This window comes from Aedoeadaptatus ivorii, from assembly GCF_030815095.1.
GTDB lineage: Bacteria > Bacillota > Clostridia > Tissierellales > Peptoniphilaceae > Aedoeadaptatus > Aedoeadaptatus ivorii.
Map to the genome: position 1 here is coordinate 1 of NZ_JAUSWF010000003.1, position 22,717 is coordinate 22,717.

General features: G+C 53.4%; 18 protein-coding genes, 3 tRNA genes and 1 other annotated feature (1 of these 22 cut by a window edge). Of the genes, 2 read left to right on the plus strand and 19 right to left on the minus strand.

The features are described 5' to 3' along the window. Window positions 1-370 precede the first annotated feature (370 nt). Genes QO008_RS02635 through pheS form a run of 8 tightly spaced genes read right to left on the minus strand, consistent with a single transcriptional unit; the run spans window position 371 to window position 13,537 of the window. The gene (locus QO008_RS02635) at window positions 371-1,495 is read right to left on the minus strand and encodes a tetratricopeptide repeat protein (RefSeq protein WP_126465565.1); all 1,125 of its coding nucleotides are present in this window, start codon (window positions 1,493-1,495) and stop codon (window positions 371-373) included. 2 nt (window positions 1,496-1,497) lie between these two features. After that, window positions 1,498-3,144 carry a B12-binding domain-containing radical SAM protein gene (locus QO008_RS02640; protein WP_307384112.1) on the minus strand — a complete coding sequence of 549 codons (1,647 nt, stop codon included), beginning with the start codon at window positions 3,142-3,144 and terminating at the stop codon, window positions 1,498-1,500. A 39-nt stretch (window positions 3,145-3,183) separates the two neighbouring features. Beyond that, window positions 3,184-4,893: an arginine--tRNA ligase gene (gene argS / locus QO008_RS02645; RefSeq protein WP_307384114.1), complete on the minus strand. Its 1,710-nt coding sequence runs from the start codon at window positions 4,891-4,893 to the stop codon at window positions 3,184-3,186. Window positions 4,894-4,901: 8 nt separating this feature from the next. Next, entirely contained in the window at window positions 4,902-7,283 is a 2,382-nt protein-coding gene (locus tag QO008_RS02650) for an endonuclease MutS2 (protein WP_307384116.1), read from the minus strand. Between the two features lie 10 nt (window positions 7,284-7,293). Next, complete coding sequence (locus QO008_RS02655; RefSeq protein WP_307384117.1) at window positions 7,294-9,555, minus strand: peptidase U32 family protein; 2,262 nt, start codon at window positions 9,553-9,555, stop codon at window positions 7,294-7,296. Next, window positions 9,542-10,099, minus strand: coding sequence for a cell division protein ZapA (locus QO008_RS02660; RefSeq protein ID WP_307384120.1), 558 nt, complete (start codon window positions 10,097-10,099; stop codon window positions 9,542-9,544). The genes QO008_RS02655 and QO008_RS02660 overlap by 14 nt, the downstream gene beginning before the upstream one ends. A 10-nt stretch (window positions 10,100-10,109) precedes the next feature. Further along, the gene (pheT, locus tag QO008_RS02665) at window positions 10,110-12,506 is read right to left on the minus strand and encodes a phenylalanine--tRNA ligase subunit beta (protein WP_307384122.1); all 2,397 of its coding nucleotides are present in this window, start codon (window positions 12,504-12,506) and stop codon (window positions 10,110-10,112) included. An 8-nt stretch (window positions 12,507-12,514) separates the two neighbouring features. Then, complete coding sequence (gene pheS / locus QO008_RS02670; protein WP_126465572.1) at window positions 12,515-13,537, minus strand: phenylalanine--tRNA ligase subunit alpha; 1,023 nt, start codon at window positions 13,535-13,537, stop codon at window positions 12,515-12,517. A 149-nt stretch (window positions 13,538-13,686) separates the two neighbouring features. Here pheS and QO008_RS02675 point away from each other — a divergent pair. Beyond that, window positions 13,687-13,760, plus strand: a tRNA-Cys gene (locus QO008_RS02675). Window positions 13,761-13,839: 79 nt separating this feature from the next. Here QO008_RS02675 and QO008_RS02680 read toward each other — a convergent pair. The 7 genes from QO008_RS02680 to hpt form a co-directional block, all read right to left on the minus strand. After that, a tRNA-Gly gene (locus QO008_RS02680) sits at window positions 13,840-13,914 on the minus strand. Between the two features lie 3 nt (window positions 13,915-13,917). Further along, window positions 13,918-13,993 (minus strand) — tRNA-Phe (locus tag QO008_RS02685). 60 nt (window positions 13,994-14,053) lie between these two features. Continuing rightward, complete coding sequence (gene hslO / locus QO008_RS02690; protein ID WP_126465573.1) at window positions 14,054-14,929, minus strand: Hsp33 family molecular chaperone HslO; 876 nt, start codon at window positions 14,927-14,929, stop codon at window positions 14,054-14,056. 2 nt (window positions 14,930-14,931) lie between these two features. Beyond that, window positions 14,932-15,672 (minus strand): class I SAM-dependent DNA methyltransferase, encoded by a 741-nt coding sequence (locus QO008_RS02695; protein ID WP_307384127.1) that lies wholly within the window; start codon window positions 15,670-15,672, stop codon window positions 14,932-14,934. After that, complete coding sequence (locus tag QO008_RS02700; protein WP_126465575.1) at window positions 15,665-16,396, minus strand: SIR2 family NAD-dependent protein deacylase; 732 nt, start codon at window positions 16,394-16,396, stop codon at window positions 15,665-15,667. Before QO008_RS02700 ends, QO008_RS02695 begins: the two co-directional genes overlap by 8 nt. Before the next feature lie 12 nt (window positions 16,397-16,408). Continuing rightward, window positions 16,409-17,287, minus strand: a complete 879-nt coding sequence (locus tag QO008_RS02705) for a CPBP family intramembrane glutamic endopeptidase (RefSeq protein WP_307384130.1) — start codon at window positions 17,285-17,287, stop codon at window positions 16,409-16,411. Then, a complete protein-coding gene (gene hpt, locus QO008_RS02710) occupies window positions 17,235-17,759 on the minus strand; it encodes a hypoxanthine phosphoribosyltransferase (protein WP_126465577.1) in 525 nt (174 codons plus the stop codon). The genes QO008_RS02705 and hpt overlap by 53 nt, the downstream gene beginning before the upstream one ends. 88 nt (window positions 17,760-17,847) lie before the next feature. On the opposite strand from hpt, the gene QO008_RS02715 reads away from it, so the two are divergent. Next, window positions 17,848-18,312, plus strand: coding sequence for a DUF4364 family protein (locus QO008_RS02715; RefSeq protein ID WP_307384133.1), 465 nt, complete (start codon window positions 17,848-17,850; stop codon window positions 18,310-18,312). Between the two features lie 30 nt (window positions 18,313-18,342). Here QO008_RS02715 and QO008_RS02720 read toward each other — a convergent pair whose 3' ends face one another. The 4 genes from QO008_RS02720 to QO008_RS02735 form a co-directional block, all read right to left on the minus strand. Next, window positions 18,343-18,891 carry an Asp23/Gls24 family envelope stress response protein gene (locus QO008_RS02720; protein ID WP_126465579.1) on the minus strand — a complete coding sequence of 183 codons (549 nt, stop codon included), beginning with the start codon at window positions 18,889-18,891 and terminating at the stop codon, window positions 18,343-18,345. Window positions 18,892-18,908: 17 nt separating this feature from the next. After that, window positions 18,909-19,238, minus strand: a complete 330-nt coding sequence (locus QO008_RS02725) for a DUF2273 domain-containing protein (RefSeq protein WP_126465580.1) — start codon at window positions 19,236-19,238, stop codon at window positions 18,909-18,911. Between the two features lie 4 nt (window positions 19,239-19,242). Then, window positions 19,243-19,803 carry an alkaline shock response membrane anchor protein AmaP gene (amaP, locus tag QO008_RS02730; RefSeq protein ID WP_126465581.1) on the minus strand — a complete coding sequence of 187 codons (561 nt, stop codon included), beginning with the start codon at window positions 19,801-19,803 and terminating at the stop codon, window positions 19,243-19,245. A 114-nt stretch (window positions 19,804-19,917) separates the two neighbouring features. Continuing rightward, window positions 19,918-22,575: a valine--tRNA ligase gene (locus QO008_RS02735; protein WP_307384139.1), complete on the minus strand. Its 2,658-nt coding sequence runs from the start codon at window positions 22,573-22,575 to the stop codon at window positions 19,918-19,920. A gap of 33 nt (window positions 22,576-22,608) precedes the next feature. Beyond that, window positions 22,609-22,717 (minus strand) — a binding site (T-box leader) (it continues 84 nt past the right edge of the window).

The window sequence follows — 22,717 nt, forward strand, 5'->3', positions numbered from 1 at the left end:
TTTGCCTAACTCGGATTCACTGACTGTGTTTCCGCTTTAAGCTTAGATGTGTTATGGTTTATTCTCTTATACCATTTAATTAACTTGGTTCAATGTGCCGCTTCGGTGAAGCAGCTTATTTAGTATATCTTCTCGAAAAGACTTTGTCAAGCGCTTTTTAAAACTTTGTTAAGTTTTGTTTACGCTCGCTTTCTCTCACGAGACGACTTATATAGTTTACATCGGATGTAAACTCTTGTCAATGGAAAATTGAAATCTTCTCGATTTCTTTTTTCCTGCCGAAGGCGGATTTGCCCGCCGTTCAGATGACTTTATTATTATACTAACGGTCTTTTACAAAGTCAAGATGGTTTTTACATTTTCCATACAATCACCGCAAATCCGGGTGTCGTTCGTTTTTCTCGGTTTCTTGAATCAGCTCCCAAAGCGCCGCGTCTGCCTCTAATCGATACGCCGCTTCAAAGTCGATTCGCGCCGCCGCATAGTCTTTCTTCCTATAATAGAGGATGCCGCGGTTCATAAGTGCGGTTCGGTTCTCCGGCTCTCGTTCCAATAGCGCACTGAGGCGCATTACGGCATCTTCTTCGCGGCCGCTTGCGGCGAGTGCGATGGCGAGGTCGTTTTCTACGGCGGAATCCTCCCCGTAATGCAGGGCCTCTTCGAGATGCAATATGGCGTTTTCGTACGCGCCCATGCCGTAATAGGCCATCCCCGCGATTTTTTCCTGCCGCGCGGGATCGGTATCGCGAGAACGCACTTTTTCTACGGCGGCGAGGGCATCGGAAAACTTTCCGTAATGCAGATAGGTCTCTGCCGCCTCCAAGGCGGCGGGGTCCTCGAGCCGGAGAACCTCTTTTCGAATGCCATCCTTCCACTCTTCTGCCGCTTCGCCCCCGAGGGCCTTCTCAAAAAGCAATTTCGCTTTCAAATACTGTCCCCTCGCCTCGGAAATGCGCGCGAGTCCGGCGTTGGCAGCGGCGTCATCGGTTTTTTCGGCGAGCATGGCTTCGTATCGATCGGAGATTTCTTTGACGAGATCGGCGGCAAATTCCGCTTCCCCGTTTTCCCAATAGGCATTGTAAAGGGCCTCCATGGCATAGGTGGTCTCGAGCATATCGGCTCGATTTCCCCGCATAGCCTCTTTGGCGCGGGCGAGAAGGCATAGGAGTTCGGCATTTTCGCTTTCGAGTGCTGCGTTCATCCGCCGTTGTATGGCCGCCACGGCTTCGTCGGGATTTCTTTGCATAAATGCGAGATAGGTATCGCGATACGGGAATTTGGGGTCCAGGCCGATGACGATGCACATGGCGGTAAAAATTCGCTCGGCATCGAGTACGTCTTTTGCGTCCGGATGTAGGATTTCTCGGACGATGTCTTTTTCCAGCATCGGGATCGGCGCGCCGCTTAGGGCAGCCGCAAGGGGCGCCGTTTCGTCTTTCAGTTCTAAAAAACCGAGTTCGTCGTACCAGGAGCCGAAGTATTTTTTCGTGTCCATCGTTACCGCCTTTCGTCGAAATGTCTGATGTATTTGCCGTCTGTATAAAGATAGTAGCGCTTTGTATTCGCTAGGCGAACGCCACGCACCCGCTTCGCCGCTTTGTGTGGGTTGCGATCGGAAGCGAATTCGGGATTCCGTTTCAGAAATTCGATGACCTCATTTTTTGAAAGTTCCGGATCCTCGATGCCGAGCACATGTCCGATATAGCGGTCTTCATTGCGGTAGAAGTCTTTTTTAAGGGCATCGTAGAGTGGCGCATCTCTCCCGTATTTTTCGTTCAGATGCCTATGCAAAAATCGGTATTTGCCGTCGCGTCCCCGGAACAGACGTCGATGCGCATCGTCTTGTAATTTTTGCGCAATGCCCAAATAGAATTGAGAAGGAGGGGTTCCTTTTTTCTGTACGGCATGGTACACCTCCCGAAAACGGGCTTCGTCGAAATAATTTTCTACCGCTGTCGCAAAATTTCGGAGCAAAATTACTTCGCGCGCCGAAAAATCCGCCGTTGCTATGACTTCATAGGGCGGGGTCGATTCATATACGATGCCGAATTCTTCCGCCCGGCGCCTTAACTCCGTGCCGCGCAGGAGCTTTAAAAAACCGATCTGTATTTTTTGCGCGCCCAATTTGGCGACGCGATCAAATCCCGCGAGAAAGCTCTCCAAATCCTCATGGGGCAGGCCGACGATCAGATCCAGATGGATGTGGGTCTTTTCTGTATCGAGCATTTGTAGTGCCCGCCCCACGGCATCGATGTCCGTTTTCCGATGGATGGCGGCGTTGACGACGGGATTTACAGACTGTATTCCCGCTTCTATTTGAAATTTACCCGCAGGCGCCGCATTGATATGTTTTGCGACTTCGCGATCTAAGTGCTCCAGGTTCATTTCAAAATGAATACCCGTATCCGCCGGCGATTCCTCGGAAAAAAAGTCGATGATCTCGACGGAACGAGCGGGGTCAATGTGAAAGGAACGATCGACGAATTTGATCAGTTTGGTGCCCGTGGCAAATATTTCGCGCATATCTTCTTTTATCTTCTTTACATCCCGATACCGAATGCGACCGCCTTCGGAGGACAGGCAATAGCTGCAGTGATATGGACAGCCCCGCATGCTCTCATAGTAGAGGATGCGGTTTTTCATGGATTCCGTATAGCTTGCGGGAATGAGCGCGTTCAGATCGCTCGCGTATGCGGGGAGCGGGTTGACTCGGACTTCTTCCCCTTCCCGATAGGCGAGGCCGGCAACCTCGGATCGCCCCCGCCTCCCCTCGATACATTCTACCAGGGCGCCTATGGTGTTTTCCCCTTCCCCGCGAAGAATTCCGTCGATCCAATCTTCGTTTCTGAGCCGCTCTTCGACGTCGTAACTGACCTCGGGCCCGCCCACATATTGCGCGATATGCGGGTCTGCTTTTCGAATATATTCGCCGATTCTTTGAATGTCTGTCCAGTTCCAAATGTAGGCGGAGTAGAGGATATAGTCCGGCGCCGCGAGCAAAATTTTTCCGATTCTGCGGTGCAGGTCTTCGTTTACGGTCATCTCGAGTATCGATATGTCTTTGTGCAGCTGTTCTCGAAGCAGGCGCACGGCGAGATTGGTATGCACATAGCTCGCGTTTTGAGCGACGAGTAGTCCTTTCATGGTTCCTCCAATAAAAAAGAGGCCGCCGCCTCCTTTTTTCTACATCGCATCCGGTGCCTGTATGCCCAACAGGCCCAAGCCGATGCGGATCATGTTCTTTGTGCCATAGATCAACAGCAATCTGGTGTTGCGCAGCACCTCGTCCTCTACGAGGATCGGCGTGTTCGTATAGTACTTATTGAACGTCTTTGCACAATCGACGATATAGCGCGTAATCAAATAGGGTTCGCACTTCTCGTGGCTGTCGACGATGACTTGGCGGAATCCGTAAAGTTTCTGCAATAGCTCCCGCTCTTCCTCTTCTTTGAGCAAATCGGTGTCGACGGCGGCATCGATTTTGAAATCGCCCTTTTTCAGCAGAGAATTCATGCGGGCATGGGTGTATTGCACATAGGGCCCTGTCTCTCCCTCAAAGCTCAGGGTGCGATCCCAATCGAAGGTATAGTCTTTGATCCGTTGGTTAAACAGCTCTTGGAACTTGACGGCGCCGATCCCCACCTGCCGGGCGAGGGTTTCGCGGTTTTCCATGGGTGCACCGATCTTTTCTTCCCGCTCTTTGAGGATCTCGTCCACCTTCGAAACGGCGCGGTTCAACACGTCTTCCAAATAGACGACATTGCCCTTTCTCGTAGACAGCGTACCCTCTTTGAGCCCCACCATGCCGAAGGGAATGTGCACGCAATCTTTCGCCCAGTCTTTTCCCATCTTGTCAAGGATCGCCTTCATCTGTTGAAAGTGGAGGATCTGCTGCGAGCCGACCACATAGAGATTCTTGTAAAAGTCGTATTCTTGTTTTCGGAAAATAGCGGTGGTGATGTCGCGGGTGATATAGATCGTAGAGCCGTCGCTTTTTACGATGATTGCCGGCGGCAGACCGTACGATTCCAAATCGACGATCTTGGCGCCCTTATCTTCGACCAATACGCCGGTCTCTTCCATTTCCTTTACGGTGGCGGGCATCAGGTCGGTGTAGAAGCTTTCGCCGCGATAGGAATCGAAGTCGATGTCGAGCATTTCGTAGACGCGCTTAAATTCTTCGAGGCTGACTTCTCGGAACCACTCCCAGAGACTTACGGCTTCGGGATCGCCGTTTTCCAGCTTTCGGAACCATTCCCGAGAGCGATCCAACAGGTCCGGCTCGTCTTTTGCTTCGGCATTGATCCGCACATAGAGTTTTACCAATTCGGGGATGGGGTTTGCTTCGATGACATCTCGTTCGCCCCAGAGTTTATAGGCTTCGATCATCATGCCGAATTGTGTCCCATAATCGCCCAAGTGGTTGACCGCCTCTACGGTGTAGCCGAGATGGCGATAGATTCTCTTGATGGAATCGCCGATTACGGTCGTACGGATATGTCCGATGTGGAAGGGCTTTGCGATATTGGGCGAAGAATAGTCGATGACCACGGTCTTTCCCTTCCCAAGATCCGATTTGGAAAAGTCTTCGCCCTCTTCCCGCACCGCTTGTAGAGTGGTGGCGGCCAAGGCTTTTCCGTCGACGAAAAAGTTGAGATAGGGCCCCGCCACCTGAATCCGCTCTACGCCTTCTAAGCCTTCGAGCTTTTGTGCCAATTCCTCTGCGATCGCCTTGGGGTTTTTGCGCATCACTTTTGCCAAACTGAAGGCGGGGAAGGCGTAGTCTCCCATAGACCGATCCGGCGGGATTTCGATTTTTTGCGCCACTTCCGCCGCTCCGAGGCCGGTATTTTCGGCCAATGCGTCCACTATATTTTTCTTAAAGTCAATCATATGCTCTCCTATCTGAAATGTGCGACGGTTACACCGCTTCCGCCTTCGGCGGGATCGGCATCCTCCTCTTTGCCGATAGAGGGGTGCCTTCTAAGATATTCTTTTACTTTTTTACGGAGTTGGCCGGTGCCCTTTCCGTGGATGATGCGAATCGACGACAAAGAGGCGAGATACCCGTCGTCGATCGCCTTTTCGAGCACGGGTTTCGCTTCTTCGAAGGTCTTTCCGCGTATGTCGAATTCCGTCTTAACGTGTTTGGACTTGTTTTGAGAAAATTTTTCTCGCTTGCCGCCTATATTGGGCGTCTGTGGCTCCTCTTCCCGAAGAACCAGCGCGGCACGGGGGAGCGTCATTTTCATCAGCCCCGCCTGAATGCTCACATTGCCCTTGTCGTCGGGCCCCTCCAAGACAGTGGCGGTCACACCCAACGATTCCGCATAGACGGTGTCGCCGGGTTTTAGCTTTTTGGCAGGATTTTTCGCTTTTTTCAGTACGATGCCGCGGTCCTTGGATCGCAAACGGCGATCGCTTTCTCTAAGGATATCCTGTGCTTCCTGCACGGTCTGGGCTTCTTCGCGCTCCAGATCCCGCTTCAGCGTGCGGATTTCCGATACGGCGAGGTCCGCATCTTCTCGCGCCGATTTCACAATGCGATGCGCTTTGTCCCGCGCTTTCGAGAGGATGGCATCTCTCTCGCGTTCCAAGTTCTTTCGCATTCGCGCCGCTTTATCGGCCTCTTCCCGATACTGCGCCCTTAATTGTACCAGTTCCGCCTGTTGCTTTTCCAGTCGGGTGCGCTGCTCGTCGAGCGTGGTAAGCACGTCCTCGAAGGCGATGTCTTCTTTTTCCAGAAAATCCTTCGCCCCGGCGAGCACCTCGTCGGAAAGCCCCAAGCGCGCCGAGATTTCGAAGGCATTACTCTTTCCCGGCACGCCGACCATCAGCCTATAGGTCGGCGACAAGGTGTCGACGTCGAATTCCATCGACGCATTTTGTACGCCTTCTCGGGTCAAGGCATAGAGCTTGAGTTGGGTATAGTGGGTCGTCGCCATAAAAACCGCGCCCTTTTTCAGTACGTATTCGATAATGCTCAACGCGAGCGCCGCCCCTTCGGTGGGGTCGGTCCCCGCGCCCAACTCGTCGAAGAGGACGAGGCTTTTGTCGTTTATGGTACCCAATATATCGACGATATGGACCATATGGCTGCTAAAGGTAGAAAGGGACTGCTCGATGCTCTGCTCGTCGCCGATGTCCGCATATACGCCTTCGTAGATCCCCATCACCGTACCCGGCTCGGCGGGAATATGCAGACCGTATTGGGTCATAAGCACCATAACCCCCAACGTCTTCAAACTGACCGTCTTCCCGCCGGTGTTCGGTCCCGTAATGATCAGACCCTGATGTTGCCCGCCCACTTCCAAGCTGAGCGGAACGACGTCTTTGGGATCGATCAACGGATGGCGCGCGCCGACGAGTTTGGTATAGCGGCTTTTGGAAAGGGACGGAAATATCGCATTTTGTTCCGAGGCCAGCTTTGCCTTGGCAAAGACGAAATCCAGATCGCCGAAGATCTGCTCGTTCTGTGCAAATTCCTCGGGATACGCGCCGATTTCTGCCGATAGCTCTTCGAGAATGCGGCGAATCTCTTCGCGTTCCTTGAGTTCCAAAGCGCGGATTTCGTTATTGGCTTCGACCACCGCCATGGGTTCCACATATACCGTCTGCCCGGAGGCGCTCATATCGTGCACTAGGCCTTTGACCTTATTGCGGGCGTCGTGGCGCACGGGGACGACGTATCGACCCTCGCGCACGGTGACAATGGAGTCCTGCAGGGATTGCTGCAGATCTTGGGAATTGAGGATGTTTTGGAGTTTTTCCCGCACGGAATCTCGCTTGGCGGCGAGATTTCTGCGAATTTGTTTGAGCTGCGGCGTCGCGTAGTCGTAAATTTTATCTTCCGATTCAATGGTCGATTCGATCGCTTCGCGGAGTTCTCCCCGACTCCAAAGCGCCGAAACCATGCCGCCGATAATGGGAAAGGGCAACTCTTCCTCTTCCCCTTTGGACCCGTCCATATACTTTCGAATGCGCGATACGCCGCGCAGGGAATCGCCGATATTTAAGATTTCATCGATCCCGAGCACCCCGCCGCGAGAGGCGTAGTGGGCGGCCTTTGCCACCGAACGGGCGCCGGATAAGGGCGGCGCCGCACGCGTGATCAGAAGCGAAAGCGCCTCTTGCGTCTCTTTCTGCATATATTCGATCTCGTCGGCGTCTTGCAAGAAGCGCATCTTCAAAATGCGCGCTTTTCCGATATCGGAACTCGCGAGATCCAACAAACGCTTTACGATTTCGTGAAATTCAAGGATGGCTTCTATACTTCTCGCCATATCTCCTCCTCTAAACCTCCAATATACCTCTGTTCCAATGGCCGCGGGTAAATTCTTGCACCGCGAGATCCTTCGGGCGCTCGCCTTCGATCACGCGGCGCGCCTCTTCGATGATCGGGCGCACATCTTCTCCCAGTCGGCTGCGAATCTTTAGTGCCGAGGGTGAAAGCGTCATCAGCTGCGCGCTGCGGTCCCCGAGATAGATGGGCAGACTGTTGTAGATCTCGGTCATATCGCCCACTCTTCTAAAGGGAAAGCGGACGCGCTTTTCGTCGAGGAGCGCATAGCCCTTTCGATAGCCGCAGATCGAGCAGTTTCTGTTCGCTCCGCAGCCTTTTTTTAGGCTCATGGGGCAGTGCACGGCATTCATCGCCCGAGGATACCCGTAATACAAAATCTCGCCCGCATGGCCGAATCGCATCGTAAAGTCTTCCAGTTGCCGCCGCGTACATTCCAAAGACGGCATCAGTGCGCCGCGGGCCGCAAAATAGTCGAAGCTGTATCGATTGAAGATATTTAACCCCTCTCCCGCCACTTCTTCGCCGCGGATTCGACCGAGTTGTCCGAGATTTTGAACGACCGCACCGGAAAACAATCCGTCCCAGTCGAAAAACCCTTTCGGCGTCTCGTAGGGAAAGCTGAAATACACCGGCAACGCTATTTGCCGCAAAAAATCTGCGGCCTCTTTCGAAGGCGTAAAGTATAACTCCAGTCGATCGATTTGATCATAGGGTAGGTGATAGATCTGCGGTTCTTCGGCGATTTCTACGGTCAAAAGCGTCTTTTTCGGCCGCGGCTTGACGCGAATCTCGGGCAGCGGCGCTGTTTTTAGACCCGCAGGAAGCTCTTTTTCTTCGTAGCGCATCAGCGCCTCGCGCCGCAGGCCATTGACCAAAGAAATCGGCACAAACGCTTTTTCGTCGAGCTGCAAATCGACCGCGTCCAAATAGTAAATGGAATCGCCGAACTTCGACAGATTCTCTCGAATCCGATCCGGATCTACTGCCGCTTTTTTGGCCACTTCGATCCTATCGTCTCCGATTGCCTCGACGACTTTTTGGCCCACAAGCCGAAACACGGGCCGCTTTCCGACGGCGATATACAATTCTCCGCGAAGGGGAATCCGTCCGCTCTCTTTCTGCGTGCTCTTTGCCGCTTCTGTAAGAAGCCGCGCACTTTGTAGCCGAAGTATCTTTGTGTTCGGATCGGGGGAAAAAGAAGGCGTGACTGCACCCGATGCCGGCACCGTATAGGTCTTTTTTTCTCCATGCACCGAAAACTCCAGGAGATCGTCCGCATCGGGCTGCACCTTCCAGCGCACGGTTTTTTTGTCCGCCGAAACTTTTCCGATCTCCACGCCCCGGTGATTGGGCCGTTCTGTGCTGATCAGATCGTGACCGAATGCGCCAAACCCGATCCCTTTCGTATAGGTCCGGTTGAACATCTGCGCCATTTCTTCGGCCGCGTAATCTTCTCCGTCGAGGGCATGGCGGTAGTTTCTGCTCACCATGGCGACGTATTCGGCACTTTTCATGCGCCCTTCCAGCTTAAAGGAATAGACCCCCGCCTCTCGCAATTCGTCGACGCGATCGATGGTATTGAGATCGCGCGGGCTCAGTAAATACCCGCGATCATAGACGACCGCCCCGCTTTCGTCGACGATCTCGTAGGTCCTTCGGCAGGGCTGGGCACAACTGCCCCGATTGCCGCTCCTTCCGCCGATCAAAGAGCTCATAAGGCATTGGCCGCTTACGCTCACGCATAGGGCGCCGTGACAAAATGCTTCGATTTCGATATCGGTGTGCTTTCGAATTTTCGAGATCTCTGCGGGATCGATCTCTCTTCCCACCACGACGCGGGAAAATCCCATGGATTCGAGGAAACGGGCGCCTTCTTCCGTCATCACACTCATTTGCGTAGAGGCATGCAACTCCAGCTCCGGCACCATTTCGAACAGGGCGCGGGCAAAGCCGATATCCTGCACGATCAGCCCGTCTACGCCCATTCGATGGAGTTCCTCTGCGTAGCGCACGGCGCCTTCGAATTCTTCGTCGGCGATCAGGATATTGGCCGTGACATAGACCTTTTTTCCCCGTACATGGGCATAGGAGACGGCCTCGGCCATCTCCTCTTCTGAAAAATTCTTTGCACTTGCCCGGGCGGAAAACCGCTTGCCGCCCAAATATACCGCATCGGCGCCATTGTGGATCGCGGCGTAAAACGCGGCGAGATCGCCGGCCGGCGCCAACAATTCGGTCTTATTTTTGTTCATCTTCACCACGGAGTACGTATATCTCCTTGTTCAAATCCACGATGCGCATTTGGCTCTCGTAGTTTTTCTCTTCCAATTCTTTGATCTTTCGGTCTTTTTCCGACAAGGCGCCATCGAGATTTTCGTTCTTCCTGCGGAATTCGTCGAGCGCTTTTTTCAGCTCTTTTTCTTCGGTCTCCAGTTCCGCCACTTGTGCGACAAAGGAATCGATCTTCGCCTTCTCTGTCGCGGCATCTTCGCGAGACGTTTCGAGATCGCGCTTTAAGGCTTCGATTTCCGCCAACTTGTCCTTTAATGCACCGGCATTTTGCGACAGAGCGTCCGCTTCTTTTTGCGATTTTTCCATTTTGTGCATCGCATCCAATGCATTTAACAAGGTCAGAATATAGACCTGTACGTCGTTTAAACGATAATTGTTTCTTTCGATCTCGTCGATGCGACGATTGGCATCTTTTGCCAGACCCTTTACATAGTCGGCATCGTCGTCGCCCACTACCTGAAATGTCATTCCTGCGATTTCTACTTGTACGCGTTTGGAAACCATAATGCACTCCTTATTCCGATCGTAGCTTGGCGTCAAATGTACTTTCTATGCCCTCAATCAATGCGTCGATAATCTCCGTCACCTCGGACTCCTTGAGCGTCCGCTCTTGGTGGCGGAAGAACATCTTTAGGGCAATGCTCTTCTTTCCGTCTTCAATGCCCTTGCCGAAGTACACGTCGAAGACACGCACTTCCTCCAATAGATCCGTACCCTTTTCTTCGATATAGTCGATCAATTTTTGCGCGGGAAGCTTTTTTTCGACGACAAAGGCGAGGTCGCGTTCCACGGCGGGGAATCGGGCGATGGGCCGGTATGTGACGGCCTCTACGGCCGCATCGACGATGCGCGAAAAGTCGAGTTCCGCCATATAGATCTCTTGACGCAGCCCCATTTCGTCCGACAATTCGGGATGTACGGCGCCGAAAATGCCGATTTCCGCATCGCCGGAAAACACCCGCGCCTGTCTGCCGCGGTGGAACAAGGGAAAGTCCTCCGCCTGTACGAAGCGCAGATCTCCGATGCCCATGCGAAAAAGCAAGGTCTCTATGGTCTTTTTAAGGAAGTAGAAATCCTCTTTGCCGTAAAAGCCGATCGAAAGATTTACCGATTCCTTCGGCAGGCCTTCGCCGTCATCTTCTTTGGAGAAGACGTTGCCAAATTCAAAACCGTATGCCGCGGAATTCTTGTAGCTGATATTTTTCGCAAAAATATCGAGCATATTCGGCAGCAATGTGGTCCGCATAATCGAATACTCTTCTCCCAGCGGGTTCATAATCCGCACACTGTCGCGTAGAGGATGCCCTTCGGGAAGGCGTATCCGATCGTAGGCGGAGGGCCCCATAAACGAATAGGTCATAAATTCGTCGTAGCCGGCGGCGAGCAAAATGTCCCGCGCCTTTTTCTCCGCGCGGCGGTAGGGACTCTTTCCGCCTCGGGTCAAAGTACCAGTAAGCGGCTTGGGCTCTATATTGCCGAAGCCGTAAATGCGGCCCACCTCTTCGGCGAGATCCTGCCAAATATTTAGATCGCCGCGGAAAGTGGGGATCGTCGCCCGCAAGGTGTCCTCATTTCGTTCTACGTCGATCAATAGAGATTCGAGGATCTTCTCCATCTCTTCGCCCGAAAGCGCGGTACCCAATAAACCGTTGATGCGAGATACGGACGCCTCGAGCGTCTTGGGAGAGACGGGATGGGGATAGTGATCCAAGGCGCCCTTTGCCACCTTGGCGGCGCCGATTTCCACCGCCAGTTGTGCCACGCGGTCCACGGCTCTTTTTGCGGTTTCCGGATCCAAGCCCTTTTCAAAGCGGGTGGAGGCTTCGGAACGCAGACCCAAGCGCTTCGAGATCTTTCGAATATGTTCGCCGGAGAAGTTCGCGCCTTCGAGGATGACGGTGTGCGTAGAGGAATTGACGCTGCTCATCGCACCGCCCATTACCCCGGCAAGGCCGATAACGCCCGATCCGTCGGCGATGACGATGTCGCTCGGGGTGAGGATGCGCTCCTCCTCATCCAACGTCGTCATGCGCTCCCCTTCTTCCGCCATGCGCACGACGATGCCGTCGCCGTCCAGCGCCGCCAGGTCGTAGGCGTGGAGGGGTTGGCCCAGCTCGAGCATTACGTAATTGGTCAAGTCGACGATATTGTTCACGGGCCGCACGCCGGAGGCCATCAAGTCGTTTTGCATCCATTGGGGGGAAGGCGCCACTTGGACGTCGGTGAGCATGCGCAGGTAAAACCGCGGCGCATTTTCCGTCTGCACATCGAGCTTTGAAAATCTGTCTTTCATCGCCACTTCTCCGTCTTCGACGACCGAGATCTCGGGCAGGTGCAGTTCGCTGTCACAGGACGCGGCGGTTTCGATCGCCATGCCCGCCACGCTCAGACAGTCGGGACGGTTGGGGGTGATCTCGAGTTCGATCACTTCTTTGTCCAGCTCCAAAATCTTCGTATAATCGTCCCCGGGCTTGCAGTCGGCGGTTAGGATGTGAATCCCGTCGCGCGATTCCTTGGGCACCACCGATGCGTCAAAGCCCACTTCTTCTAAGGAGCACATCATGCCGCAGCTCTTTACGCCGCGCATTTCGGTCTCGTGGATCTCCATACCGCCGGCGAGTTTTGCGCCGTCCAGCGCGACGGGCACCAGTGCGCCTTCAAAGACATTTTTTGCACCGGTGATGATCTGCCGCGTATCTGTGCCGACATCGACCTGGCAGACGACGAGTTTGTCCGCGTCGGGATGGGCTTCGATTTTTTCGATGCGGCCGATTACGACGCCCGATATATCTTTGCCTCGATTTTCGATGGATTCCACGTGGCTTCCAGTCTCAGTGATGCGGTCGGCGAGGGCGCGGGTGGAGCCTTCGATCTCTACGTATTTTTCCAGCCATGCTTTGGGTAATAACATACTTCCTCCTAGAATTGCGTCAAGAAACGGGCGTCGTTTTCAAACATCAGCCGGATATCGGTGATGCCGTATTTCACCATGGCGATCCGATCGACCCCCATGCCGAAGGCAAATCCGCTGTATACATCCGGATCGATGCCGCAGTTTTTGAGTACATTGGGATGCACCACGCCGGCGCCCAACAGTTCCATGCTCCAGCCCGTAAAATTACAAGCCGGGCACCCCTCGCCGTGGCAGGCGTGGCAGGTGACGTCGACTTCGGTAGAGGGCTCGGTAAACGGGAAGTTGTGCGGACGATAGCGAATCTGCATATCGTCGCCGAACATTTCATGCACGAAGACATTTAAGGTGTCGATCAGATTCGCAAGGCTTACGCCCTTGTCGACGACCAGCCCTTCAAACTGGTGAAACATGGGCGAATGGGTGTCGTCCACGTCGTCGAAACGGAATACGCGTCCGGAACTTACGATGCGCAAGGGCGCGCCGTATTTTTTCATGGCGCGAATCTGCATCGGCGATGTATGTGTTCTGAGGAGGGTATCGTCGTCGATATAAAAGGTGTCGCTCTTGTCGCGGGACGGGTGGTTTTTCGGCGAATTGAGTGCGTCGAAGTTATTCGCCACGCTTTCGATTTCCGGTCCGTCCACCACGGTAAATCCCATCTCTACAAAAAGGTCTTCGAGCTCTTCTTTCGTCGCAAGAAGCGGATGGCGATGGCCGATTCTAAGATCGCCCGCATCCAAGGTCACGTCGAGATATTCCTCTTCCATGCGCGTCTCGTAGGCGGCCTTTTTCAGCGTTTCGACCTTTTCGTCCCAGATGCCCTGTACGAATTCCCGAACTTCGTTGGCATATGCGCCGATGACGGGTCGTTCGTCTTTGGGGAGCTTGCCCAATCCCTTGAGAATTTGGGTCAGCTCTCCCTTTTTGCCGAAGTACTGCAGCCGGATCTTTTCCAGTTCCTCTTCGGATGCGGCGCCCTCGATGGCTTTTAGGGCATCCGCTCGCAATGTTTGCAACAACTCTTTCATGATAACCCCCTATTTTTACCAATTTATCTAATGGTTAATTATACCATACAATGCGCCTTTTCCGAGAATTCAGCACGGCATTTTGCCATTTCGAAAATTCTCTTGTTTTACTGTAAAGATTGTGTTATACTTGTAAAGTCAAGAGGCGGGGCGGCATAGCCAAGTGGTAAGGCGCGGGTCTGCAACACCCTTATCTCCAGTTCAAATCTGGATGTCGCCTCCAAATCGTCGTGGAAATCCACGACGATTTTTTTGTGCGCAAAAACGGGATACAAAAAAAGCCCGGGAAACCCGAGCTTTGCTGGAGCGGAAGACGAGATTCGAACTCGCGACCCTCGCCTTGGCAAGGCGATGCTCTACCACTGAGCCACTTCCGCAAATGGTGCCCAGAGCCGGAATCGAACCAGCGACACGTGGATTTTCAGTCCACTGCTCTACCGACTGAGCTATCTGGGCAGGTCAACGACCTTTTTCCATTTTACAGAACTATAACATGTCTGTCAAGAATTTTATAATCTACGAGAGAAAAGTTTTCAGTTCCTTCCCGTCGAAGTGGTATGAGCGGTTGCAGAAATGGCATCGCGCCTCGGCCCCGTCGTCCTCTTCGATCATTTCTCGGATGTCCGAATCGGGGAGCGCGGCCAAAGATTCCGCCACCTTTTCTCTGGAACATTCACATACATAGGCGATTTCCTTGCGCTCCAATTCCCGCAAGTTGTAGTTCGGGAGCAACGCATGCAGAATGCCCTCGGCGTCCAGCCCCTGTTCGATAAACTCCGTCACCGAACGCACGTCTTTAAGCGTGGTCTCGAGTTCTCGGATCTGCGATGCCGATGCGCCCGGCAGCACTTCGACGATAAACCCGCCCGCCGCACGCACGGACAAATCTTCGTTGACGGATACGCCCAGGCCCACCGCCGAGGGAATCTGTTCGGACTGGTACAAATACTGCGCCACATCTTCGCCGATCTCTCCGCTTACCAGAGCGACTTTTCCCGTGTAGGCTTCCCTCAGCCCCAAATCCATCGTCACCGTAAGGGTTCCCGCGGTGCCTACGATTCCGCGCACGTCGAGCTTGCCGTCGGATGCGCGGGTCGGAAGATCCGCCGAGGGATTGTCGATATATCCCTTCACATATCCGTTATTTCTGCCGGTGACGACGATCTTTCCACCCGGCCCATCGCCGTCAATGATCAGCGTAAGCGATTCGTCTTCGCCCTTGAGTTTGTTGCGCAACAAAACGCCCGCCAGCAAACTGCGGCCCAGCGCCGCCGTCGCCGTCGCAGAGGTCTGATGGGTTATCCGCGCCGTCTCCACCAGTTCGGTGCCCACGGCGACGTGCACTTTGAACAGGCCGCTCTCTTCGATGGCCCGAATACAAATATCGTTCATACTTACTCCTTTATCACCACATACGATACCCGCCCCGACGTCTCCGTGGCGGGCTTATGGGTATAACCGTCCAATGTCTCCATACGATGCAGGCCGTTTTCTCGCAGCAGGTTTTCGATCTCCTCGCGGGTATAGGCGTACTCCTTGTGCACCTCCCGGGCGCGTTCGTATAGGCCGTCTCGGGTCTCGAAAAAGATATTTACGTCGTAGCGATTTACGCGCCGCACTTCGTCGTATTCGTTCTCCCACGTCAGAAAATAGTCGTCCCCTTCCCGAATTTCTCGGTATGCGCCGTATTCTTCCGAAAAACGGTAGGCTGTGTTCATGTCGAATACAAAGAGCCCGCCCGGACGCAGATGGGCATACACGCGTTCGAAGGAATTCGAGAGATCTTTTTTCGTGGGAAGGTAATTATACCCGTCGCAAAGACAGACAATCAAATCAAAGTTACGGCGAAGATCGAAGTCCCGCAGATCCGCCCTACGCATCGTCACCATGGGATCGCCGTAGAGCGCGCCGTAGGCGATCGAAAGCATTTCAGGAGAACGGTCGAAGCCCGTCACTTCCCCCAAGGCCGTCAAGCGCTCAGTGAGCTTTCCCGTCCCCATTGCCATTTCCAAGATCGTCCGCACTTCGACTTTGTGGCGACGGAGCAAGTCCTCGAGCCAACGAAATACGAGGTCATAGTCGTAATTGTCCATGACCTCGTCGTAGATGCGGCTGAATACCTCGTAATCAGCCAAGGATCCTACGCTCCAATTCGACAAGCACATCGCTTGCCGCACCCTTAAACACGACATCCGCCTGATAGTCGTAGGGCGTGGTTCCCTTGTTGACCAAAATCAGATGCTCCGCCATGCGCGGCAAGTACGCCACCGGCATCACCTGCAGGGAACTTCCCACCACGATCATCACATCGGCGCGTTCCGCCGCCTGCATCGCCGCATCGAAGGCGGGCGGCATGGCGTCGCCAAACAGCACCACATTGGTCCGCATGGTGTGGCCGCAGTTCGGGCATTTGGGCGGAATGTCGCCTTGTTGTACCAGTTCGTCGAAGGCGGCAAAATCCATCTCCCTCCCGCAGACCGTGCAGCGGGCGCTGGACGCGTCGCCGTGCACCTGCAATACATTCTCGGCACCTGCCTGTTGGTGCAGATCGTCGATATTTTGGGTGACGATTTCGTGAATAATCCCCGCTTTTTGCAAATGTGCCAGAGCAATATGGGCGGGATTGGGCTTTTTGCCCTCGAGATCTTGAATGATCCGATAGCCTTCGGAATAGAAGCGCTCGGGATCGGATTCGAGTACGCCCACAGAGAGAGCCTCCTCGGGAATCATCGTATTGTAGTACCCCCTGTCGCTTCGAAAATCGGGAATGCCGGATTCGGTCGAAATGCCGGCGCCGGTCAGACAGATCGCATAGTTCGCGTTCTCTAAGAGCGCTTTGGCTTTGTCAAAATTGTCCATATACATAACCTCCTATAAAAAGATCGCAATCAAATACAGAATCGTCAGCAAGAGGACGGGAATCGGCTCTTTGTTTCGAAGGAGCTTTTCGCCCCCGCTCGGGGGCCGCTGGCGCGACCGGCGCAAAATCAGGATCAGGCTCAAAACGCAACACAGAATCAGGATCAGGGTAATGCCGTTTTCCGCCCCGCCCAGGCGTGCGGCACGGGTTAGCTCCGAAAACGCGGTGATCCACTCTTCGTTAAAGAGGCGGATCAAGAGCACGGACGCGACATTGTAGACAAAGTGAGATAGGATTGAGGGCAACAGACCACCGTGCAGATAGATATGACCCAGCACCAGGCCGAAGAGAAAGGGCGCCAGGCTGTTTTGCAAACTGAAGTGAAAGAGTGCAAATAGCGCCGCCGAAAATACCACCCCGCCCAGCGGGTTTCGCCGGGAAAACACCTCGCATACCACGCCGCGAAACAACAACTCCTCGAACACGGCGGGAAAAGCCGCCAGCGTCAATAGCTGCACCCATAAGGGCTCCTGTTCCCGCAAGATCTCTAGGTTTCGGTTTTGCAAAACCACATACTCCGAAAGAAAATCCAGAAAGAGGCCGTTGATCAGAAGTATGATCGGAAAGACCGCGAGCGTAAGAACCGCGACCTCGCCGTAGCCGATTCTCTTCGGCCGATATAAGGGCAGGCGCGTGCGTAGAACAAAGGCCGGAACGGCGATGGCGATGCATTCCGTCGCCACAATGCCCCAGAGGGGGTGGAGCCTGCCCAGCACCGGCCCGGTGGCGAGAAAAACGACGGCACAGGCTACGAGGACATACAGCAGGGGAAGATATTTAATCTTCTTCGTACGTATAGATGTAGGGTTTGTTTCTGTAATAGGGTCCATAATTCAGCCCATATCCTACGATAAATACATCGTCGATGGTAAATCCGGTCCAATCGGCGGAAAAATCCACTTCCCGACGGGAGGGTTTGTCCAACATGACGACGCTTTTTACCGATCGCGGTCCCATGGTTTCGATGGCGCGGGTCACCGTCATCAATGTCCTTCCCGTGTCGATAATATCGTCGACGATCAACACGTCGCGGTCTTTCACATCGGCCCGTAAACCGCCCAATATTTGAACGTCGCCCGAACTCACCTCGTCGTTTCCGTAGCTGGATGTGGACATAAAATCGACCTCGACTTTGCTCTGCATCTCCCGCACGAGATCCGCACAAAATACGAACGCGCCCCGCAGCAAGCCGACGACGAGGATCTCTCGCCCTTCGTAATGTGCGTCGAGTTGCGCGGCCAACTCCCGGATTCGCTCGGTAATCGTCTCTCTGTCATATAGTATCCGTTCACGTTTTTCCATTGGATCCTCCTTCATTGTATTGAACCTATTATATCAGATGGAAAGACGCTTGTTCACGATCAATGGTATAATCAGAGAAGGTGATGAAATGAATCGTGAAAATCTACGGAACTTGGCGTCCGACAAATTATATATTTTGGCCTATATCATGCGGCGACCGGCGCCGGTGGAAAGAGCGGCACTGACCGCCGATATCTTGCGAGAAGGCAGAATCAATTATTTTTTCCTTTGTCAATATATCGCGGAACTTTCGGAATCCGGCCTACTGGCAGAAAGCCAAGGCCTGCTCTATTTAACCGAAGAAGGCGAACGCATCCTCACCATGTTCTCTCAAGATCTGGACGCAGAAGATTTGGCGCAGATCGAAAAACCGCGCATTGCCTACGACCTGCGCGAAGAAAACGGCTATGTGACGGTATCCAAAACGGAAGATGGCGCGCTAAAAATCGCCCTTACGCTCCCGGAATCGGAATTTTATGCCCAAAGCGCGGGTGTATCGGAAGAAATTTTGATCGAGGCGGTACTTGCGGCCATCGAAAAAGCGGACAGCTGAGCTGTCCGCTTTTTCTTGCCTATCTTCCACTTACCAACGCGGGGTATTCGGTGCGTAGGTGGGGTATTCGGTCCTTACATTTTGCGGGGGATTGTTTGCAAATTGGTTGTTGATTTGATTGCCGATATTGTTCTTCTTCTTTTCTTCGAAGTCTTTGCGGGTCATCACGTCGACCACTTCGACATTGAGTTCGACCAAATTCAGGCCGGTCATCAATTCCAATTGCTTGGTAGCGTATTGCTTTAATTCTTCGAAGATGCGGGGCGCGGATTGGCCGAATTCGAGAATCATCTTTACATCGAGTACGGCGTCCTTGTCGTCAATGGTCGCATCGACGCCTTTGGTTTCGTCGTCTCCAAAGTTAAAGCTTTCTTGAATGCCGGAGATAAATCCGCCCTTCAGATCCAACACGCCTTTGATTTCACGGGCTGCCAGGGCAACGATCTTTTCTACGACGGCATCGTTGAATACCAACGAGTCCTTGTAATCTTGATCTCTGGCTTCTTCACCGCCGACGTTGGGGGCATTTTTTACCGCATTGTCGTTGACTTGATTGTTCATTTTTTCGTTGTTAGCCATTCTTTACACCCTTTCTGTTAACCCAAATTGTTGATAAATCGCATGACGACGGGATTTCTATCGAAGAAACCGCCGATGAGAAAGCCGATCGCCATCAGAATCGCCAGGAGCAGGGTTTGGAAAAACCCGATCGCCAAAAACAAGATTCCGATGATAAGGCCGATCAGCATTCCCCAAATCGTCTTTCCGTATCTTCTCAGGTAAAAGCGATTTCGTTCGTTGTCGAGCAGGCCGCGCTTTGCTGCCTGTCCGCCCCGGTTTGCATTCTGTCCGTTTCCGGAGGGCACGATGTCGTAGTCCCCCAGATAGCTGAATTGATTGTTCGGATCTCGTGTATACAGTCTCATAGTATCACCCCGCGACCGTTTCCGTCGAAGGCGCATCGGGATCCGCGAATGTCACTTCGACATCCCCTACGGAAAAACCTACATACTGTTCAAGATCTTCTCGTACCTGTTCCTGGATTTGTCTCGCCAGGAGTTTCAGATCGTGTTGACCTTTCACCTTGCACGCAATTTTCGAGCGTACCGTAGGATTGCTTCCGCCGCGGATATTGACCGCGACTCGGGGCACGGACACTTGATGAAATCTGCGTACAGATGCCTCGACCACGGATTCTACGGACGATTCGGTCAAATAGACCTCCCCGTCCTTTTGGCGAATGCGCACGCTATGCTCCCGGGTCGCCGTAAACAGTGCACGGAGCAGGAGAAACAGCGCATAGGCGCCGGTGATCGCGGCGAGGATCGCCAGTACATAGAATCCCCAATCCCGTCCTAAATAGGAAAGAAGATTCTGCTGTACCGCGTCGGCTCCAATCAAATTGCCGTAAATCGAAAAGAAGCAAACATAGGCGAAGACGAGAAGTATAAGGGCAATGACGATGTCCAATGCCTTTTTACCTTTTCTCATTTAAGCCTCCCCTCAGCACAGTGTGTTGAATCATTTATTTACACATGTCTTTTACCCGATATATCGGCCGCTTACACAAGGGATTCGTCAGAAAGGGCTTATATTTCTATAAAATTATAAACGTTCCTTTACAAAGTGCAGGCGCTCGTTCAGATTGGCGAGATTTTCGGTATAGGTGGCGAGCTTTTCCCGTTCCGCTTCTACCACCTCCGCCTTCGCCTTGTTGACGAAGTTTTCATTGGCGAGTTTCTTCTCTGCCCGCTCGATTTCCGATTGCGTCTTTTCCACTTCCCGCTCCAGGCGCTCCGCCTCTTTGGCGTAGTCCACCAAATCCTTCATGGGAAGGAAGAGTTCCGCTTTTTCCACGACGACAGAGATGACGTCTTCTTCCACTTCGTCGCGATTTTCGGCAAACGAGACGTCGGTGATGTTCGCGAGGTTGGCGAGATGTCCCCGGGATTCGTCGTAGAGCGCCCGGCGGTCGGCGTCCGAAGAGAGGACAAAGAGCTTGCTCTTTCGATGGGGTTCAATGTCCATTTCGGCCTTGGCGTTTCGAATGCCGCGAATGGCTTCTCGAAGGGCGGAGATCTTTTCGACATCCTCTTTGAAGGCGTATACGCCCGATTGCGGCCAGTCGCTTGCGACCAATTTCCCTTTTTCCCCGGGCAGGAAGGAATAGATTTCCTCGGTGATAAAGGGCATAAAGGGATGGAGCATCTTGAGGATCTTTTCCAATACATCGAGGAGTACGGCATAGACCGTTTCTCGATCGCGGACGTCCTCTCCGTAAAGGCGCGGCTTTACCATTTCGATATACCAGTCGCAGTATTCATCCCACACGAAGTCGTGGATCGCCTCGGCGGCAAGGCCGATGTCGTATTTTTCGATCTTTCGCGCCACATCGCTTACGGTCTTGTCGCCGCGGGTGAGAATCCACCGGTCCTCGGAGCGGAGCTTGGCGCTGTCGATCGAAGCGTTTTGGAAGTCTTCGGGCAGATTCATCAACACAAAGCGGGATGCGTTCCAGAGCTTATTGCAGAAGTTGCGGTTGTTCTCCACGCGCTTGTCGCTAAAACGGGTGTCGTTTCCGGGAGAAGTGCCCGTCACCAGGGTAAAGCGCAGGGCATCGGCGCCGTATTGGTCGATGACTTCCAAAGGATCGATGCCGTTTCCGAGACTCTTGGACATCTTTCTTCCCTGTTCGTCGCGCACGAGGCCGGTAAGATAGACGTCGGTAAAAGGCAGCTCGCCGGTGAGCTCCAGGGCGGAAAAAACCATACGAATCACCCAGAAAAAGATGATGTCGTAGCCCGTTACCAGTACGTCGGTGGGATAGTAATACTCGAGATCTTCGGTCTGATGCGGCCAACCCATGGTAGAGAAGGGCCAAAGTGCCGAGGAGAACCAAGTATCGAGGGTGTCTTCGTCTTGGCGCAATGCGGTGTTATTACATTTTTTGCACGCGGTCGGCTTCTCTTTGGAGACAATGATTTCGCCGCATTCGTCGCAGTAATAGACGGGTATGCGGTGTCCCCACCACAGTTGACGGGAGATACACCAATCGCGGATATTTTCCAGCCAGTGGGTGTAGATTTTTCCGAAGCGCTCGGGCACAAAGTGCAGTTCGCCCTTTTGATACGCTTCGAGGGCGGGTTTTGCCAAAGATTCCATGGCGACAAACCACTGTAGCGACAGCATGGGCTCGATGACGGTCTTACAGCGCTCGCAATGGCCGACGGCGTTGTGGTGGTCTTCGATTTTTACCAAATAGCCCGCCTCGTCGAAATCGGCGACGATTGCCTTGCGCGCTTCATAGCGATCCATGCCTTCGTATTTGCCCGCATTGGCGTTCAAATGCGCGGTCTCGTCCATAATCAAAAGTTGGCCCAAATCATGCCGTTCCCCGACCTGAAAGTCGTTGGGGTCGTGGGAAGGCGTAATCTTTACCGCACCGGTCCCGAATTCGGTCTCGACATAGGGATCGGCGATAATCGGAATTTTACGGCCCAAAATCGGCAACACGACCTGTTTTCCGATATATTCGGTGTATCGTTCGTCGTCGGGATTAACCGCCACCGCCAAGTCCCCGGGAATGGTCTCGGGTCGGGTGGTGGAAATTTCGATACAATCGTCCTCCCCGTCGATGGGATAGCGGAAGGTCCAAATCTTGCCGTCCTGCTCGTCATGTTCGACTTCCGCATCGGAAAGGGCAGTTTTGTCGTGGGGACACCAGTTGATGATGCGATTGCCCCGGTAAATCAGCCCCTTTTCGTACAAGCGGATAAAGACTTCCTGCACCGCCTCCGAAAGATTTTCGTCGAGGGTGAATCGATCTCTGGACCAGTCACAGGATACGCCGAGTTTTTTGAGCTGATTTTTGATATTGCCGCCGTATTCCTCGGTCCAGTCCCAGGCGGCGTCGAGAAATTTCTCGCGGCCCAGGCTCTCCTTCGACTTTCCTTCTTGGCGCAATTTTTCCACGACCTTGACTTCGGTGGAAATCGACGCGTGGTCGGTCCCCGGAATCCACAACGCGCTATAGCCTTGTAAGCGCTTAAAACGGGTCAGGATATCCTGTAAGGTGTTGTTCATGGCGTGTCCCATATGGAGATTGCCCGTTACATTCGGCGGCGGCATGACGATGGTAAAGGGCTGTTTGCCCGCCGCCCGATCGGCGTCCCGATCCGGCGTGAAATCTCCCGCCTCCATCCAATCCCGATAGATCCTCTCCTCGAAGTCCTTCGGATTGTAAACCTTTTGCATATTCTTCATCTCTTCCTCCTACTCAAAAAAAGATCTCGCCCTAAAAAGGACGAGATCTCGCGGTACCACCTTTGTTCCGTATCGCTACGGCACTCTTCTCGATAACGGCGAGGACCGTTTCGCTCTCGCGAAAAATTCGACGGGCGACCTT

Excerpts from the sequence above, each read along its gene's own strand:
- QO008_RS02635 (WP_126465565.1), bottom strand. The coding sequence starts at position 1,495 with ATGGACACGAAAAAATACTTCGGCTCCTGGTACGACGAACTCGGTTTT.
- QO008_RS02640 (WP_307384112.1), bottom strand. The coding sequence starts at position 3,144 with ATGAAAGGACTACTCGTCGCTCAAAACGCGAGCTATGTGCATACCAAT.
- argS (WP_307384114.1), bottom strand. The coding sequence starts at position 4,893 with ATGATTGACTTTAAGAAAAATATAGTGGACGCATTGGCCGAAAATACC.
- QO008_RS02650 (WP_307384116.1), bottom strand. The coding sequence starts at position 7,283 with ATGGCGAGAAGTATAGAAGCCATCCTTGAATTTCACGAAATCGTAAAG.
- QO008_RS02655 (WP_307384117.1), bottom strand. The coding sequence starts at position 9,555 with ATGAACAAAAATAAGACCGAATTGTTGGCGCCGGCCGGCGATCTCGCC.
- QO008_RS02660 (WP_307384120.1), bottom strand. The coding sequence starts at position 10,099 with ATGGTTTCCAAACGCGTACAAGTAGAAATCGCAGGAATGACATTTCAG.
- pheT (WP_307384122.1), bottom strand. The coding sequence starts at position 12,506 with ATGTTATTACCCAAAGCATGGCTGGAAAAATACGTAGAGATCGAAGGC.
- pheS (WP_126465572.1), bottom strand. The coding sequence starts at position 13,537 with ATGAAAGAGTTGTTGCAAACATTGCGAGCGGATGCCCTAAAAGCCATC.
- hslO (WP_126465573.1), bottom strand. The coding sequence starts at position 14,929 with ATGAACGATATTTGTATTCGGGCCATCGAAGAGAGCGGCCTGTTCAAA.
- QO008_RS02700 (WP_126465575.1), bottom strand. The coding sequence starts at position 16,396 with ATGGACAATTTTGACAAAGCCAAAGCGCTCTTAGAGAACGCGAACTAT.
- QO008_RS02705 (WP_307384130.1), bottom strand. The coding sequence starts at position 17,287 with ATGGACCCTATTACAGAAACAAACCCTACATCTATACGTACGAAGAAG.
- hpt (WP_126465577.1), bottom strand. The coding sequence starts at position 17,759 with ATGGAAAAACGTGAACGGATACTATATGACAGAGAGACGATTACCGAG.
- QO008_RS02715 (WP_307384133.1), top strand. The coding sequence starts at position 17,848 with ATGAATCGTGAAAATCTACGGAACTTGGCGTCCGACAAATTATATATT.
- QO008_RS02720 (WP_126465579.1), bottom strand. The coding sequence starts at position 18,891 with ATGGCTAACAACGAAAAAATGAACAATCAAGTCAACGACAATGCGGTA.
- QO008_RS02725 (WP_126465580.1), bottom strand. The coding sequence starts at position 19,238 with ATGAGACTGTATACACGAGATCCGAACAATCAATTCAGCTATCTGGGG.
- amaP (WP_126465581.1), bottom strand. The coding sequence starts at position 19,803 with ATGAGAAAAGGTAAAAAGGCATTGGACATCGTCATTGCCCTTATACTT.
- QO008_RS02735 (WP_307384139.1), bottom strand. The coding sequence starts at position 22,575 with ATGAAGAATATGCAAAAGGTTTACAATCCGAAGGACTTCGAGGAGAGG.